The following is a 15,124-nucleotide window of genomic DNA, read 5'->3' on the forward strand; positions in this document are numbered from 1 at the left end:
AAAGTAGTAAAGATCATCATACTCGCGAACTGACCCGGTACACTAGCGTGATCGTTATCGTAGGAAGCAACAATTATGCCGATGGTTTCCATCATTACACCGGCGCATGGAGCGGAAACAACGATTTCTTCGACTTTGGAAAGCCTGATAGCGCAAAGTCATGCCGACTGGGAATGCTTCATCATTGATGATGGTTCAACCGATCGGACCGCTGAGATCGCGGACCGTTTCGCGGCTCGGGATACGCGCTTCCGTGTGCTGCGGCAGGAGCAGCGCGGCGTTTCAGCTGCTCGCAATGCGGGACTGGCACAGGCGAAAGGCGACTGGGTCGTCTTTCTCGACTCAGACGACGCGCTGGCACCCTTCCATCTCGAAACCATGCTGAATCACACTCGAACTTTGCCGCAGGCCGACATTCTGCATTGCGGTTGGCGCCGTCTGAAAAATGGTGCTCCCTGGTGGCAGTCTCACCCGGCAGTGAAAATGGACAATCCGTTTGCCGAAGCAGCGCGCTATTGCCCCTTCGCGATCCACGCCGCCTTGCTTCGCCGGTCCCGGCTTGCAGAACTCGGCGGCTTCGATCCGGAGATGGCAATGTGCGAGGACTGGGACCTGTGGCAGCGCCTCGCTCGAGTTGGCGCCGAATTTGCGCCGGTCGAAGGCCTGATGGCCGACGTTAGCGTAGAGGCCGGTTCGCTGTCGTCAAACAGGGTTAAGCATCTCGATTTTGGTCTTAAGGTGATCCGGCGCGGCCACCATTCCGATCCGCGCATCGCCTATCCGGTGCCGGCGCTCGCCCAGGGAATAACAAAAGCTGCGTTGGGAACGGCGTGCTGGTATCTCGCGATCTGGCTTGTCGGCGCCTCAATAGGTCAGGGCGACAATCCTGGCGAACTGCTTGAGCGGGTGGCGGAGCCTATCCCACCTGACGCTGACGCCTACGCGCTCAGTGCAATAATAATGGACGGGATTGTGGTCGGCGCCTTCCCCGACGAGCCGATTTGGCCCGGACTTTGGTCGAAGATCCAGGGCAAGCTTCCGGACCTAGAGGCTTGGTTTAATCGGCATGGTCCCCAAGAAGCTTTTGGTTCCCTGTTGATTCGTTCACTGGAGCGAAAGGTCGCGGACCAGCTGCCGACCGACGTGCCCAGCACGATCGGAACAACAAAAATAGAGCCAATTGATTTGGATCGACCTATCGTTGACCTTATCTTGCCCGGCATTGAGCGGTTGCGCTGTTGCATCTGGCGAGGTTCGACGCTGCTGGGGCAACTGGAGTTTGTTGTCTTCGGAGCAATCGAAGCGGATGCTATCCGAAGTCGACTTAGGACGGTATTCGGCCCGGAGTTCGACGATCTGAAGCACCCAACAGCGGTTTTGTTGGCAGAAGATGGCTTCGTCAATCTTCCTGATCAGGATGACGGGCGCGCCGCCTCCGCCAGCATGGCAGCGCCAAGCTACAGCGGAGTAGCTCAACAGGTGCTGAAGCTCATGGCGAAAATATCAAATTGGGCCGAAGCCAAGACAGTAACGGGTTGGTGGAGCAAGAAGGAGCCGACACCAACACGTGTCGACTCGATATCAGGCATGGCGCATACCGGGCGCGCTGAATTCGATCGAATCGTTGAAGAGGAAACCCAGCGGGCGGTTGCAGCCTCAACGCAGATGTCCAAGGAGACGCCGTCGAAAAAAACCGGCCCAGCGGGCGATGAGGTGCCGAGATACGATACGGAGGCGTACTGGGAGGAGCTGTTTTCCCAGGTCGACCCTTGGGACTACCGAAACAACTATGAGACCGTGAAATATCTTCAAACACTCTCGTTGTTGGACGATCGGCGCTTTTCAAACGGCCTTGAGCTGGCCTGCGCGGAAGGAACCTTTACACGGATGTTGGCCTCCCGCGTCGACAACCTGCTGGCGACCGACATTTCGGCGTCGGCAGTCGCTCGAGCGGCCTCGCTTCAGGACCATGATTCCGCGGTAACCTATCGGCAGTTGGATCTTTTGAGCGACGAGCTAGAAGGGCCTTACGATCTCATTGTCTGCAGTGAAGTTCTGTACTATTTCGAGAACAGAGAAAAACTCCAGCAGATAGTCGATAAGATTGCGGGCAGTCTTCGCATTGGTGGTTGGTTCGTTACTGCCCACGCCAACCTCCTGATTGATATGCCGCATGAGACAGGATTTGGGTGGCCGCATGAATTCGGTGCGGTCGGCATAGGTGAGATGTTTGACCGGCATCCGGATTTAACTCTCTCGGTCGAAGCCAAGAGTCCGCTCTATAGAATCCAAAGGTTCGAGAAGGTGGAGCACGGGGGTTTCCTTGAGCCGACACGCGTGGAAGTAAACACGGCGCAGCCTTTGCCTCTTCAGGTCGCTAGCCAAGTACGCTGGAGAGGGGGGCAAGTTGTGGAAGCGGCCGCCGACTGGAACGATGTCCCGATCTTGATGTATCATCAGATTTCGGACGACGGTGTGGAACAGCTTGCTCGATACCGCCAATCTCCGGAGGCCTTCGAAACTCAACTGGCCTTCCTGCGCGACGCCGGATGGCGCGGGATGACTTTGGACCGGCTGCTTGCTTGTTTCGATGAAGGTGCCAAACCGCCAGAAAAGACATTAGTCCTGACCTTCGACGACGCTACGCGCGATTTCATGACGCATGCCCTCCCACTGCTACATCGATACGGCTTCCCATCCTCACTCTTTGTCCCAACCGATAGGGTCGGCGGCTCCGCAATATGGGATTCGGCCTATGGATCGCCGGCTCCACTGCTAACTTGGGAGGAACTTGCGGCAGTCGCGAACAGCGACGTGACGCTGGGCGCCCACGGTGTCCGGCACGTGCGTTTACCTGCCCTGGCACCGGAGAGCCTATTGCGAGAGCTTGCTGGCTCCAAAGCTATGCTTGAAAAACGCCTAGGTCGAGAAGTGCTGGCGGTCGCTTATCCGTACGGCGACTTCGACCCCGCTATCCGGGACATAGCCGAACAATGTGGTTACCGGATCGGGTTAAGCTGCGTCGGCGGCACGGTGCGGGCGGATGCCGATAAGCTCGCATTGAAAAGACAGGAGGTTTTTCGCGGGATCACCCAGTCAGAGTTCGCAAATCTGCTATTTGGCTGAGACAAGAATGGGGGGGTCCACCGTCCAACCCGCATCGTACTTTGTTCCTAGAGCAAAGCGATGATTGGGATTTGGAGAGAAATTAGGTTCCTGCTTCAGCCATGATCGGGCCTTTTTTTTGAGGCTCGTCATTGCCTTTGATCTCGCGTCAACCACAAGCATCTCGGCGGCAATTGGCTTGTTATGTCGCGACATGGTAGCCACAAGTCCGATGAGCGCGCGATATTGGCCTTGTTCAACAGCCCTCTGGGCGAGCCACCGGCCACAGCGGCGTAGGCCGGCCCGGATTGCAAAACCCTTTTCCGGGTGTCTCGTTAGCATTTCATCCGCGACCAGAATCCAGGACCGAAGCATTCGCGTCAGATTGGCTGACATGTTGTCGGGGGTTTGGCGATAGCCGACAAGATGATCCGGCACCACTACAAAATGCGAGAGTTCAGCGGCCAGGCAGTAGAAGAAATAATCTTCACATCCCTGCGCCTCGCGCTGTTGGAGTGAGGAGTCAAATCCTCCGGTCGCCTCGAGGACATTCCGCCGTACGAGTGGCGAGCTTCCATTTCCAATGAAGTTTTTGGCAAGTACTTCGTCGAGCACATCTCCCTCGACGGAAATCTCATTGCTCCGGTAAATGACGTAATTCTTATGGTCGATCATCGCATACCAAGTGTAGACTAGCCCGACTTGTGGGCCGCCTGTCTCCAATGCCACCAATTGTCGCTCAATTTTATCAGGTGACCAAAGGTCATCAGCATCTAGGAATGCCACTAGGTCGGCAGGGGTAGAGCGCCAACCCGCATTTCGAGCAGCAGCGACGCCTGAATTTCTTTGCTTCAATACTCGCACGCGCGGATCAATTTTAACGATTTCTTGCGCAATGGCCAGGGTATCGTCCTTGGAACCGTCGTCCACCACGACGATATCGAGCGCATGATGCGTTTGATTGCGAACGCTGCTGATTGTTTCAGCCAGAGTTCGTTCCGCGTTGTAGGCCGGGATTACAACAGCAACAGTTGCTTCACTTCTTGCCGATTTCTTCAAGCTCTCAACTCCACACGATCGCAAAGAAGTTACACCAAGATGGACGTTTGAGTTTCAATAGATGGAGTAATGGTTATTCGACAAGATATTTCTAGCCAGCAGCTGTTCGTAGTCGACAGATTGCCGGTGCAAAAGCGACGCGCGCCGCCAAAAAGACGGTCACCATCTACCTATGAGGAAGCTGATCTGTATCCATCCCGCCTTGCGCTTCAGCACCGTGGCGGGAAGGAGATTATTGCTCGTCATTGCTCGCCTCCTTCGCCGCGACGCCGGCCGCGGCCATCAGAAGGTTTGCCAGCTTGGCGGCAACGGTACTCCGTTTCGCATCGCTCAGGCCTCGCATCTGCGGTGGATCGAACGGTATGCTCAATTGCTTGATCGGCATTCTCGCCGGCTGCGGCCGCCCGACCGCGCGCAGCTAAGACACAGTCGCCGCCTGGTCCTAAAAATTATAGATGGTTGAAAATGCTCGTCGGAGTGAGCTCTCCATTCGGCGACCCTTGAAGGATACTACGCCGGAGAACCATAGCTAAAGTAATAATTTACATAAATTATAATAACCCCAATAATAATCTTGGACAAGATCGAATTTAACTGCAATCATACCTACGCACTGTGCAAGCGTTTCCTACCGGAGGACCCGTCACCCACCCCGACGGGTCCTCAACTTTGCTTGCGGAAGATTGTCGCAAGCGATTGCTGTTGCCTCTATGTCGGCATCGCAAAATATTGCATCGGACAGTGATGTCGCGCGGAAGAGATACGCTCAATGAGACAACCTCACATTTTCGAATGAGGATGGCAGGTGCGTCGCTCGTCAACCCGCATCAGAAGCTATACTTTCTGTCGGTAACCGAATTATTTACGCATGAACGTAACTTCCTCAATCCGATCATGTAACATGGTCGACATAGGCGCATGATAGAAACTAATAAAATTATTGAGACTATTAATAGATATGCCATGCGATTATTGCATTTTAGAATTTAATTCGCCTTTTGATTGATGCTTAAATACAACCTCTGTCTGAAACTTATTATTTAACCTTTTGATAAAAATTTACTTGATAACTACGATGACCAGTCGCAGTTTGTTTTATCCGTCGGCCTCGGTTTCGGTTTCCCAGAGAGCAGAAAATCGACCGAAACCGTTCCCCCGCAGCCGCCCGACAACCTGCCGGGCATACCGACGGCAGGATCACAATTGACGGCCCTGACGGTCATGGAGATGATGACGCGCCCGAGAGGTGCCGGTGCAGTTTAGGACCGCCGGATGAAGGCAGCGGAGATGTACGATGGTTCAATATATCGCAGAATCAGGCGGTTACACAGCACGACATGGAACAATTGCGCCGCTCAAGCCGGCAACAACCGATCCGTTGATTTCGCAATCCGGTGCAGGGATTCCGGCACAGCTGATTGAGATACCGGTGCCAGGCCGATGCGTCGGCCTCGTGCGGGATCCTTTCGACACGACACGCCCGGCATCCCTAGACCCGTCTCGTTTCAACACGCCGGAAGGTCTGATGGTATGCCAAACCTGTGTCGAAATGGCCGCACCTCGAGAGGGAATTAACCCTTCATAAAGCATTTGCTTGCTCAACTTGTAATTTGTGTCATGGTCACTGTAAGTAGTGAGGGAGCCGACCTGATGAGTGATATGGCATCGCATATTCCGGAATTTGGTTACGATGAACGCGTGATGATCTGCCGGAAGCAGATCGAGAAGGCGGTTTATCAGTTCATTGCAAATACGAGGGTCGAGGGGTGCGATCCGGCGGAAGTCGCGATGGCCATCGCAGACATTGCCGACGATTACATTTTACTGCTGGCCCAGAAGCGCAATCTGACCCATTGAGATCAGGGACCGGCCCTCGATCGGCCGGTCGCGCAGTAGACATGTAAACGCGAATTCGCGCCGCTTCCCTACCCGGAAGCAACGTCAAGAAGATCGTTTGTCGTTCGCTTGAAACTACCCATGTGACGGGAACCGGCAAATCCTAACGCGCCGACCATCAGCGACCTGCAACTAGCCGGGCTTTCTCTTAGCCGCAATTGGTCGATTGCCAACGCGCGGGTTCGGCTTCAATCCGCTATTTCCCCCGCGACGGGATCGAAGGGCTCTGCTTCGATCGACGAGTGCTCACATACGCATAACCGCGAAAATCGATGTTGATTTTCGCGGTTATGCGTGGGTTCGAAGGTGTGAAGTCGCGTGATCGACGCGTTAATGACATCTCACGCTTACTTGCGGGACCGGCGAACTCAATTCGGCCAATTCCTTGGTCAACCCCTCCCCCACCTCCTGCTTCACGGCCTCGAGCGCCAGATCGAGGCAGTTCGTCGCGAGCTGCAGTTTGACATCCTGAGCGACCTGCCGTGCATAGGCGATCATTCGCGCCAGCGCGATGAGTTCGTCGGGACCGTCTTCCGCCGCGCGGTCTGCGTCTCTCTTGGCAGCCAATGTCACGCCCATGTGCATTTCTCCCTTCAATTGAAGGAATGATACGCGCGCTGACGTGATCCAGCCCGTGAAAAAAGCGTGACACAACCCCCGGTGACATTGCCGCCTTCGATTCACGGGGCAGGTCGAGTCCGGAATGAGGTCTCATGCAGTGTCCAAGGCAGATCGGCATTCGAGCGAATGTCGCGGGCGTCCTGCACGGCCTTCAGCAATTCCAGCGCGTCGATACGTTTTTGATCGACGGAATTCGAAGCAAGGGCCGCCAGCAGTTGCGGACGGCCGGGCTCGGCCATGTCAGCACATTGCTCGACGATCGCCCGCCAGGTCCGCTTCTTGAAAAAGATCGCGCTTGCGGCATCTTCGAGCTTTTGGCGCAACCCGGCTGCCAACAGCCCGCGATCCTCCATCGCATCGAGCGTGGCGCTGACATTGACAAGCGGGATCGTCAGTGGCTTGCTGCTCAGTGCGCTCGGCGCGTGGATGAGTGCGACGGCGGCATCGTCGACCAGCCGGCCGGAGCGATAGTCCTCGAAAATGCGGCCGATCCCGATCATCCCAAACGGATGACATTCCGCGGCCCGCAAGGCGCCCATGCTTGCTGCCCCAAGGACGGCCACGCCAAGCGAGAGTGCATGGAGAATTTCCTTGTGCCAAACCGGTGCGGCATATTCGAAGCAGCCGTCGATCAAGCCGATGACATTGGCGCCCTGCTCCACCTGAGCCAGGACATCGCCTTGCATGGCAGGCGACAGGACGCGGATCGCCTCGCCGGCAAGCAACGCCGCATCGGGAAGACTGGGACCTGCGAAAATGATCTTCAAAGCCCTATCGCCTTGGCCAGTGCCCTAGTCCCAAATCGCCGGGCGCGTTCCCCCTCTGGATTTTCGAGTTCAGGGATAACGACTTTGACGACGCTGAAGGGAAGCGTGTCGTCGCTGAGGCGCACTGTGATGACCGAAGCAATCCCTCTGCTGCGCAGCGCGTCAAGCACATGTTGCAGCAGATGCGTCAGATCCTGTTGCTGGCCTGCCGCACCGTCACGATGGAGGGTGGCAGGCGGTGCGGCAACCGCATCGAAGGCTCGCCGCATCAGCGGCGGGAGGGATCTCGAGAAAGTTGCAGGCGAAATATCGTCCCTGGCGCCGCTAATATGGGTCAGCCGGGATTGCACGGCTTCCGTCACCGCGCGAATGGCCGCGCGCACCGGGAACGGATGCGCCCCGGTGCCGCCGGTTACCTCGACAAGGCGAATGTCCCTCTTACGGCGAAGATCCCTGCCACCGCGAAGATCACTCCTGACGTGAAGATGCCTGGGGGCCGGAACAAGCTCCCCGGGGGCCAGCATGGCGGTGAAGCAGGGGATTGCGATGTCGCTGGTAATATCGAACAGCCTGAGCGCCAATCCCGATGCTTCGATTTTGTCGATCAGCCCGTTGAGGGCGCCATCCCCAAAACCGCGGGGATCGACGCAGCGGGCATAAAGATCGGCTTCCCCGCCGACCTGCCACAACACATGGGCGTCGCGCTCGATACGCTCCAGTACGCCATGAAAGATTGCCTCCTCGGCATTGTTTCCCGAAGCCAAGCCATCCGACGACATCCAGTATCGCGCATTACGCGTCCGGTCGAGCACCACCGCTTCGAAGGGAATGTGGATCTCGCCGCCGCTGAGGATATTGACGCCGGCAACCCATTCCGTCTCGTCGTCCGGCCCGAGATCGGGTTTATGGACGGCGGTCAGGCAGCTCAACCTGTCGACCTCGCAGCCCATCGCCTGCAAGCGAGAAGAGGAACCGTGAACGAGCTTGACGAACGGCTCGCCGGCGACCGCCCGTTCGAGGGCTTCCATGACAGTGGATACCTTGGCGTCCAGATCGGTCAGGCCCTTTCCCTGCGCAATCACGATCGACCGCGAATTCGGGGTATATGCGCACCAGACAGGGATTCCGATGTCGTCCAATCCGGTATGTCGTGCAACCCTGGTAATGCCGAATCTGGCCAAAAGAGGTTCGACGCGGGAAAGAGTTTCCCCCGGCGACATGATCCTGTCGGAATAGTGGGCGCGGTGTGTCAGGACACCGCCTCAGCCATCGACGTAGCCGAAGGCACCTGCGCCGACGAACGACGGCGCCTGCCTCGCCAGGTATGCCTATAATGGCCGGCAAAAATACAGGCTGTCGTCAACAGCCCTTTGATCCGGTAGCGAACCAAGTCGCCACTCGTCTCGATCAACCGCAGATCGCCGAATGCCTGCAGATGAAGCACGATCCGTCCTTAGCCGTTTACAACCGGATCATGCAACTCACCGTCGATCTCAGAGAATCCCGCGACCGCCAGACTTTTGGCCAATGCCACCAGTTTTTGCCTGATATTCGGATCCTCGATGGCGATGAATGCCTTGTTGAGCGCCAGCCCCTCCTTCGAGGACAAAAACTTGTTCAATTCGCTAGTCTCGCCTTCGATCGGTCCAGAACCGCCGTTCTCGAAGAAAAAGCCGATGGGCACGCGAAGAATCTCGGATATGCGCTGAAGACGGCTGGCGCCTATTCGGTTCGTGCCTTTTTCGTATTTCTGGATCTGCTGGAAGGTAATGCCCAGAAGTTCGGCCAGACCATGCTGGGTCATCCCGAGCGTCTTTCGCCGGATCCTCACGCGGTTGCCAACATAGACGTCGATCGAATTCGGGGATTTAGCCTTCATGTGAATAAGTCTCCCACCTCATCAGCACGCCCAGCTGTATAATGGAGAGTTTAAGCAAAAATGCAACTAAAAGTAAATATTTGGTAAGGACTTTTTTTCAGCACTGCACACAGTAAAAAAACAACCTGTGGATTATTGCAGCGGATGCCCTGGAGAGGCTGCATAAAGCGCTCTCTCTCGCTCTGCCGCACCCCTCGAAATTGACGAATGCTGTTCGAAATCGGCGCCACTTCGACGCCGTCTCTAAAGAGGCTTTTGAGCGACGAGCGTCATAGGCCGAGCCGATATTCCGCGGGAGGTTGGGATAGTTGATATTGGCCTTGGCAATACCATCGCCGGAAGATCGACGCCGACGACATAATAACCCTTGTCCGCGGGAGCAGCGGCTGCCCGCCAGTACCACATCCCAAAGGCGTCCAATTGCCGACACGAAGCCAAAGATATTTAACGGATAAATGTATACTGCTGGATTTAGACAGCCCGATCGAAACCCTTCTCGCACCGGAGAAGACAAGCTTGCCTGAGAATTCATCGTCCGCAAATGCGAAACTGCCGGTGGGAAAACGGAAGATTCCCGTGGTCTTCTGGTTGCTGCTGACGATTTCCCTCTCGCTGGTCATGGGAACGGTGCTTCTTTCCAACGATATGAAACACTTGAAGACGGTGGGCCATTACTTTGGCTTCGATCTCTTTCCTGCTGACGTTAAGCCGCCTCCCCCCAAACCCCTGCCCCGCCCGACGCCCCCAGCCACCTTCACGTTTCCATTGCATATCATCGAACCGCCGGTGGCACAGACCGCGTCGACTTTTCTGCGGACATGGCGGATATCCGGGCCTGCAATGTGTGCGGCGCTGCGCAATGCCGGCATCGAAACCAGCGATTGGGCGGCGGCAAGCTTCGACGCCGATACGTTCGAATGCATTTTCGAGCATAGCGGCAAGCGGGAGAAGGATCAGCTTCCGAGCTCCATCTTCGTCATCGTTCGCGGCGACGCCACCGGCGCGATCAACAACATGCGGGTGAAAATCATCAATCCCGAGACGGATCAAAATGGTCAGCTCGATCCCAACATTCTGCGAATTTTCGAAACCATGTTGCGGCAACCGCAATGGCTCGATTTTCACGAGACGCTGAACGCGATCAAAAATCTGAGGGACATCAAGGAAGACGGCTTTGGAGCCAGCATCAATTTCAGCCGCGAAGTGCTCAATCCTGGGCGGTATAATTTTACGCTAGCCCTGGATGCCACTTCGGGACCCCAGAAAAGAACGAGAAACTATTTTTCCGAGAGAGCATGGCTTCGATCGCCCGAGCCGACGGTCGGGACCGACCTGCGGCCGGCATCCATTCCTGCCGATGCCAAGGCACCGGCACAAAGTCAGGAACATCCGCATTAGGGTCAGCTGAGATTATGCGCCGACTTCTCACGCCATGTAACTTGCATCGTCGTGATGCCTGGCCAAAATCTCGTAAAGCTCTTTCAAACTGTCCGCACTCGGCCGTTCGGTGCTGTCCCCGCCCGCCAAGCGCCAGACACGCTCGACATTGAGGTCCTGCGTGACTTGCTCAAGGTCTTCGTTCAGCGAGCGAATGGCGGCCTCCGATCGACGCAGCCGCCCCGACAGCCTGACAAGCGCTGCGAACGACAGAAAAATGACGCCGGTGACACCGAGAACGAGCGCCGAGAATTGTCGGGCATCGAGAAGAAATAGATCGTTTCGAATGGTCGTCATAAAAAAAACGGCATTTTGCAATGCCATATGAAAACAGCTTATCAGATAGCTAAACCAATCTTCCATCACCAGCGCCCTCCAGAACAGTTTATATCGTGGCGCCGGCTGAAAAGTCTAGCACACACTGACAATATCCCCTACGGCGAAAGTATATTTAGGGTTGAATTACTCCGTTGAATTGAACGCGAATGCCGCGTTGCCGACGAGCCTGGCCCTCTAAATTTGGCCGCGGACATCAAAAAAGCCAACCGTGAGAGATAAAATGAATAGAAGACGTTTCCTCGCCTCGGTTCCGCTCGCCCTGTTGTATGCCAATGCGGGCCACGTCCTGGCACAGGTGCCTTCAGCGGGAGGGCTGCGCGCCCTTGCCGACGGCAAGGCGTTCCGATTCGGATCGGCAATCGACCTGCAAAATATCAGCGATCCAATTGCTTCCGAGATATACATCAATAACGTCAATTCAATAACGCCGCGAAACGAACTGAAGTGGAATGCGACGGAAAAGAGGCCCGGTGTTTTCAGTTTCAGGAATGCGGACCGGATGGTTGCATTTGCGCAAAAAAACAACATGAGGGTTTATGGCCATACGCTGATCTGGTATCGCGTCCCGGAGTGGGTGTCGGACATCACCGACGCGAAGGCGATTCAGGCGACGATGAACCGTCACATAAAACAGGTTGTCACTCGCTATAAGAACTCAATCGACGCTTGGGATGTGGTGAACGAGCCGTTGGAATATGATGCGCCGGATCTGCGAGATTGTGTTTTCCGACGCCTTCTTGGCGACGACTATATCCGTATGAGCTTCGATATGGCACATGAGGCAAATCCCGGCGCAATGCTGGTGCTGAACGAAACGCATCTGGAGAAAAAATCCGACGTGTTCGAACAGAAGCGCGCGCGTATCCTGAGAATCGTTGAGGATCTCGTCGCCCGGAAATCGCCGATCAATGCGGTGGGGCTGCAGGCGCATTTCCGTCCCGGCCTCGACCGGATCGATCCGGAAGGAATGGGGCGCTTCTGCGCGGCGCTGAAGGACATGGGTGTCGGCGTGTTCATCACCGAGCTTGATGCCTCCTGCCAGTTCCTGAACCGCGACAAAGGCTTTTCGCCGACGTCATACGCGGATATTTTCGGTGATGTGATTACTGTGGCGGCCGAGCGTGGCGACTTGAAAGGCGTGACAGTATGGGGCATGTCGGAAAAATACGGCGAGCGCATTGAGAACGAAGCCGCTCCCGACGCAGCCTGCGCAAAGCGCGTTAATCTTTATGACGACAACAATGCGCCGAGAAGTGCGGTTAATGGCATCAGGCGGGCAATAGAGGCGATGTGATGGGCAAGACAACGGAGACGTCGACAGATTCATGAGAAAAGCCGTTATTTACGTGGAAAAATTTTTGCCTGCCAGCCAGGCATTTGTTCTCAATCAGGCGGTAGCATTTCGTTCTTTCGAAGCTGAAATTCTTGCCGGCACGCGAATTCCGTCCGCCCACACCAAAAAATCCACTATCCCGGTTCATGACATCCGTCGGTCTCCCGTTGCGCGGGCCGGCGAACTGCTTCTGAAAATTCCGCAGATCGGCCTTCCCTTTCTCTTTCCGGCGATCGGCCAGGCCGATCTCGTTCACGCCCATTTCGGCAAGAACGGTTATGTCATCGGCCCCCTGGCGCGCGCCGCCGGCAAGCCGCTGGTCACGACATTCCACGGGTTCGACGCCACCTATGGCGGTGACCCGAAAAAGCCGGGCGGCTTCAATCAGGTGCGCTTTTTTGCCAAGGGCCGGAGCGAGATGGCTGGCTGGAACAGCTGGAATATCGCCGTTTCCGATTTCATCCGCGATCGGCTGCTGGCGCTCGGCTTTCGCGCCGACCGCGTCTATCGCCATCATATCGGCATCGATCTCGATCTGTTCAAAATGGAGCCACGTCCACGAAAAAAAGGGCTGGTGGTTTCCATTGCCCGCTTCGTCGACTATAAGGGCCACCGCTTCATGATCGACGCGCTGGCACGCGTGGCGGCCGCCGGCACTCCGGTCGAATTCGTCATGGTCGGCCAGGGTCCTTTGAAGGAGGAAATCGAAGCACTGGCGCGTCGTTCCTTGCCAAGCGTCACGATCCATGAAAATCTGTCGCAGACTGAGATAAGGGATCTGCTCGCCAGTGCGGAGCTTTATCTCCATGGAAGCGTGACCCTCGATAATGGTCACGCTGAAGCTTTCGGCCTGGCCAATCTCGAGGCCGAAGCCGTGGGAACTCCGGTCGTCGCATTTCGCTCGGGAGGCGTGGGCGAAGCGATCGAAGAGGGGAAAACTGGTTATCTCGTGGAGGAGCGGGATGTCGCAGGAATGGCCGAAGCAGTCGGAAGGCTGCTCAATGACCAGGCCCTGTGGACAGCCTTTAGCGCGCGGGCACCGCTTCTGGTGGCCGAGCGCTTTGACTTACGTCGTCAGACGGGGATGCTCGAGGACTATTACAGTTCCGTGCTAGACGAATTTTCCAGCCGGGGTCGGACTTGATGGTGCAGACAGGAAAAAAGCCGAAGTGGGGACTGAACGTATTTCGGCCGCTGCGGAACGGAATTGTGAAGGCCAAATGGCTCTACTATACGAAGTTCTGGGGAATGGACATCGATCCGACGGCCAGCTTTTCCCTGAGCGTGCGGTTCGACAAGACCAATCCGAAGGGATTGCATATCGGCGCGGAAACCTATGTCGCCTTTGAGGCGGCGATCCTGACCCACGACCTCACGCGCGGGCTCTATCTTCACACGAGAATCGGCAGACGCTGCTTCATCGGCGCCCGCAGCATCATTTTGCCCGGTGTTGAAATCGGCGACGAATGCGTCATCGGCTCGGGCTCGGTGGTGACCAAGAGTGTTCCACCGCGCTCGCTGGTCGCGGGCAATCCGGCAAAGATAATCCGCAGCGATATCGAGATCATTTCGCGTTACGGGCGCATGGCACGCGAAGACGAGACGGTCTCGATCGTCAAGCACTTGCCGACTGGAGAAGCACGATGAAGATGTTTGCCTACCGCGGGAAACACGAGAATTTCGGCGATGAACTCAACCATTGGCTCTGGGAGCGTCTGCTACCCGGCTTCTTCGACGATGACGAAGGCCAGCTCTTTCTCGGCATCGGTTCGATCCTCTACGACAATTTCGATCCGAACATGCAGAAGATTGTCTTCGGCTCGGGTTATGGCGGCTACACCAACCCGCCGAAAGTCGATCGCAACTGGACATTCTATTTCGTCCGCGGAAAGAAGACCGCCGAGATTCTCGGCATCGATTCGAGCTACGCCATCGGCGATTCGGGCATCCTCACGCGGAGCTGCTGGGATGCAAAAAGCATCGAGAAGCGTTATCCCGTCTCGTTCATGCCGCATTATGAAAGCGCCATGTACGGCAGCTGGGATAAGGTTTGCGATCTCGCCGGTATCCATTATATCGATCCGCGCTGGTCGGTGGAAAAAGTTCTGACCGAAATCAGCGCATCACATAAAGTCGTCTCGGAAGCGATGCATGGCTGCATTATATCAGACGCGCTTCGCGTTCCTTGGCGGGCGATTCGCCCGATCGCTCCAGGGAACAGAGCCAAGTGGTACGACTGGGCGAGTGCACTTGATCTGGAGATCGATTTCGACCCGATCGGCCCGTCGAACCTCGTCGAAGCCGGAGCCTCGCTGGTTCGGAAAAATACCTACCTATTGAAGAACGTAACATTCCGTCACCGCCGGATCCGCCAGCTGACCGGAAATTATGTCTTCGGATCGACCGTCAAGACATTGCAGCGAGTGGCAGAGAAGCCGGGCCAGCTCAGCACAGACGAGTCTATTGTAAGAGCACACGAGAGAATGCTGGTCGAGCTGAACCGGCTGAAGCAAGATTTTTCCAAGAAAGCGGCAAGCGCCCTTTAAGGTCGCAATCGCTTTCGTGACGAGGCAATTAAAGCATGATGCTTTCTAACTTCATGAATACCCTCTGCGCCGGCAAGGAGCAGAAGCACCTTCGATGCGCATGCGGCCCGCTCAAATGGTCAATGTCCGCGACCTCGGGAGC

The 15,124-nt window shown here is 56.1% G+C and carries 14 protein-coding genes and 1 pseudogene; 7 read left to right on the forward strand and 8 right to left on the reverse strand.

All coding sequences use genetic code 11. The features are described 5' to 3' along the window. Positions 1 to 75: 75 nt before the first annotated feature. Positions 76 to 3,126: a trifunctional glycosyltransferase/class I SAM-dependent methyltransferase/polysaccharide deacetylase gene (locus HJB84_RS27660; protein ID WP_221117513.1), complete on the forward strand. Its 3,051-nt coding sequence runs from the start codon at positions 76 to 78 to the stop codon at positions 3,124 to 3,126. On the opposite strand, the gene HJB84_RS27665 is transcribed toward HJB84_RS27660, so the two are convergent. Together HJB84_RS27665 and HJB84_RS27670 are read right to left on the reverse strand one after the other, a co-directional pair. After that, positions 3,115 to 4,164 (reverse strand): glycosyltransferase family A protein, encoded by a 1,050-nt coding sequence (locus HJB84_RS27665; protein WP_221117514.1) that lies wholly within the window; start codon positions 4,162 to 4,164, stop codon positions 3,115 to 3,117. The genes HJB84_RS27660 and HJB84_RS27665 overlap by 12 nt on opposite strands. 232 nt (positions 4,165 to 4,396) lie before the next feature. Next, positions 4,397 to 4,549: a hypothetical protein gene (locus HJB84_RS27670; protein ID WP_221117515.1), complete on the reverse strand. Its 153-nt coding sequence runs from the start codon at positions 4,547 to 4,549 to the stop codon at positions 4,397 to 4,399. 1,265 nt (positions 4,550 to 5,814) lie between these two features. On the opposite strand from HJB84_RS27670, the gene HJB84_RS27675 reads away from it, so the two are divergent. Next, complete coding sequence (locus HJB84_RS27675; protein ID WP_007630845.1) at positions 5,815 to 6,021, forward strand: hypothetical protein; 207 nt, start codon at positions 5,815 to 5,817, stop codon at positions 6,019 to 6,021. Positions 6,022 to 6,390: 369 nt separating this feature from the next. Here the strand turns inward: HJB84_RS27675 and HJB84_RS27680 are convergent, their stop codons facing one another. The 5 genes and pseudogenes from HJB84_RS27680 to HJB84_RS33775 all read right to left on the reverse strand — a co-directional run. Next, complete coding sequence (locus tag HJB84_RS27680) at positions 6,391 to 6,639, reverse strand: hypothetical protein (RefSeq protein ID WP_207581441.1); 249 nt, start codon at positions 6,637 to 6,639, stop codon at positions 6,391 to 6,393. Positions 6,640 to 6,740: 101 nt separating this feature from the next. After that, positions 6,741 to 7,448 carry a TfuA-like protein gene (locus HJB84_RS27685; RefSeq protein ID WP_207581442.1) on the reverse strand — a complete coding sequence of 236 codons (708 nt, stop codon included), beginning with the start codon at positions 7,446 to 7,448 and terminating at the stop codon, positions 6,741 to 6,743. Then, positions 7,445 to 8,668: a YcaO-like family protein gene (locus tag HJB84_RS27690; RefSeq protein ID WP_221117516.1), complete on the reverse strand. Its 1,224-nt coding sequence runs from the start codon at positions 8,666 to 8,668 to the stop codon at positions 7,445 to 7,447. Before HJB84_RS27690 ends, HJB84_RS27685 begins: the two co-directional genes overlap by 4 nt. A gap of 233 nt (positions 8,669 to 8,901) precedes the next feature. After that, entirely contained in the window at positions 8,902 to 9,327 is a 426-nt protein-coding gene (locus HJB84_RS27695) for a helix-turn-helix domain-containing protein (protein ID WP_221117517.1), read from the reverse strand. Between the two features lie 268 nt (positions 9,328 to 9,595). Continuing rightward, a pseudogene (locus tag HJB84_RS33775) lies at positions 9,596 to 9,737 on the reverse strand (methyltransferase domain-containing protein); the annotation flags it as partial. Between the two features lie 106 nt (positions 9,738 to 9,843). Here HJB84_RS33775 and HJB84_RS27700 point away from each other — a divergent pair. Beyond that, positions 9,844 to 10,725, forward strand: coding sequence for a DUF6030 family protein (locus HJB84_RS27700; RefSeq protein ID WP_221117535.1), 882 nt, complete (start codon positions 9,844 to 9,846; stop codon positions 10,723 to 10,725). 27 nt (positions 10,726 to 10,752) lie between these two features. On the opposite strand, the gene HJB84_RS27705 is transcribed toward HJB84_RS27700, so the two are convergent. Beyond that, positions 10,753 to 11,127, reverse strand: a complete 375-nt coding sequence (locus tag HJB84_RS27705; RefSeq protein ID WP_221117536.1) for a hypothetical protein — start codon at positions 11,125 to 11,127, stop codon at positions 10,753 to 10,755. A 196-nt stretch (positions 11,128 to 11,323) separates the two neighbouring features. Here HJB84_RS27705 and HJB84_RS27710 point away from each other — a divergent pair, with 196 nt between their 5' ends. From HJB84_RS27710 to pssM, 4 genes are read left to right on the forward strand one after another with little or no spacing between them, the layout of a single operon-like run. Further along, complete coding sequence (locus HJB84_RS27710; RefSeq protein ID WP_207581445.1) at positions 11,324 to 12,397, forward strand: endo-1,4-beta-xylanase; 1,074 nt, start codon at positions 11,324 to 11,326, stop codon at positions 12,395 to 12,397. A gap of 31 nt (positions 12,398 to 12,428) precedes the next feature. After that, on the forward strand, positions 12,429 to 13,580 hold the full coding sequence (locus tag HJB84_RS27715; RefSeq protein WP_207581446.1) for a glycosyltransferase: 1,152 nt from the start codon (positions 12,429 to 12,431) through the stop codon (positions 13,578 to 13,580). Next, positions 13,580 to 14,083 (forward strand): DapH/DapD/GlmU-related protein, encoded by a 504-nt coding sequence (locus HJB84_RS27720; protein WP_007630830.1) that lies wholly within the window; start codon positions 13,580 to 13,582, stop codon positions 14,081 to 14,083. The genes HJB84_RS27715 and HJB84_RS27720 overlap by 1 nt, the downstream gene beginning before the upstream one ends. Continuing rightward, on the forward strand, positions 14,080 to 14,982 hold the full coding sequence (gene pssM, locus HJB84_RS27725; protein ID WP_207581447.1) for an exopolysaccharide glucosyl ketal-pyruvate-transferase: 903 nt from the start codon (positions 14,080 to 14,082) through the stop codon (positions 14,980 to 14,982). The genes HJB84_RS27720 and pssM overlap by 4 nt, the downstream gene beginning before the upstream one ends. The last annotated feature ends 142 nt before the right edge of the window (positions 14,983 to 15,124 follow it).

Origin of the sequence: Rhizobium sp. NZLR1b (assembly GCF_019685155.1) — a bacterium.
In the GTDB taxonomy this organism is placed as follows: Bacteria; Pseudomonadota; Alphaproteobacteria; order Rhizobiales; family Rhizobiaceae; genus Rhizobium.

Bases quoted from the DNA above. Each gene is read 5' to 3' on its own strand.
- HJB84_RS27715 (WP_207581446.1), top strand. From the start codon at position 12,429: ATGAGAAAAGCCGTTATTTACGTGGAAAAATTTTTGCCTGCCAGCCAG.
- HJB84_RS27660 (WP_221117513.1), top strand. From the start codon at position 76: ATGCCGATGGTTTCCATCATTACACCGGCGCATGGAGCGGAAACAACG.
- HJB84_RS27695 (WP_221117517.1), bottom strand. From the start codon at position 9,327: ATGAAGGCTAAATCCCCGAATTCGATCGACGTCTATGTTGGCAACCGC.
- HJB84_RS27710 (WP_207581445.1), top strand. From the start codon at position 11,324: ATGAATAGAAGACGTTTCCTCGCCTCGGTTCCGCTCGCCCTGTTGTAT.
- HJB84_RS27680 (WP_207581441.1), bottom strand. From the start codon at position 6,639: ATGGGCGTGACATTGGCTGCCAAGAGAGACGCAGACCGCGCGGCGGAA.
- HJB84_RS27705 (WP_221117536.1), bottom strand. From the start codon at position 11,127: ATGGAAGATTGGTTTAGCTATCTGATAAGCTGTTTTCATATGGCATTG.
- HJB84_RS27690 (WP_221117516.1), bottom strand. From the start codon at position 8,668: ATGTCGCCGGGGGAAACTCTTTCCCGCGTCGAACCTCTTTTGGCCAGA.
- pssM (WP_207581447.1), top strand. From the start codon at position 14,080: ATGAAGATGTTTGCCTACCGCGGGAAACACGAGAATTTCGGCGATGAA.
- HJB84_RS27720 (WP_007630830.1), top strand. From the start codon at position 13,580: ATGGTGCAGACAGGAAAAAAGCCGAAGTGGGGACTGAACGTATTTCGG.
- HJB84_RS27670 (WP_221117515.1), bottom strand. From the start codon at position 4,549: ATGCCGATCAAGCAATTGAGCATACCGTTCGATCCACCGCAGATGCGA.
- HJB84_RS27675 (WP_007630845.1), top strand. From the start codon at position 5,815: ATGAGTGATATGGCATCGCATATTCCGGAATTTGGTTACGATGAACGC.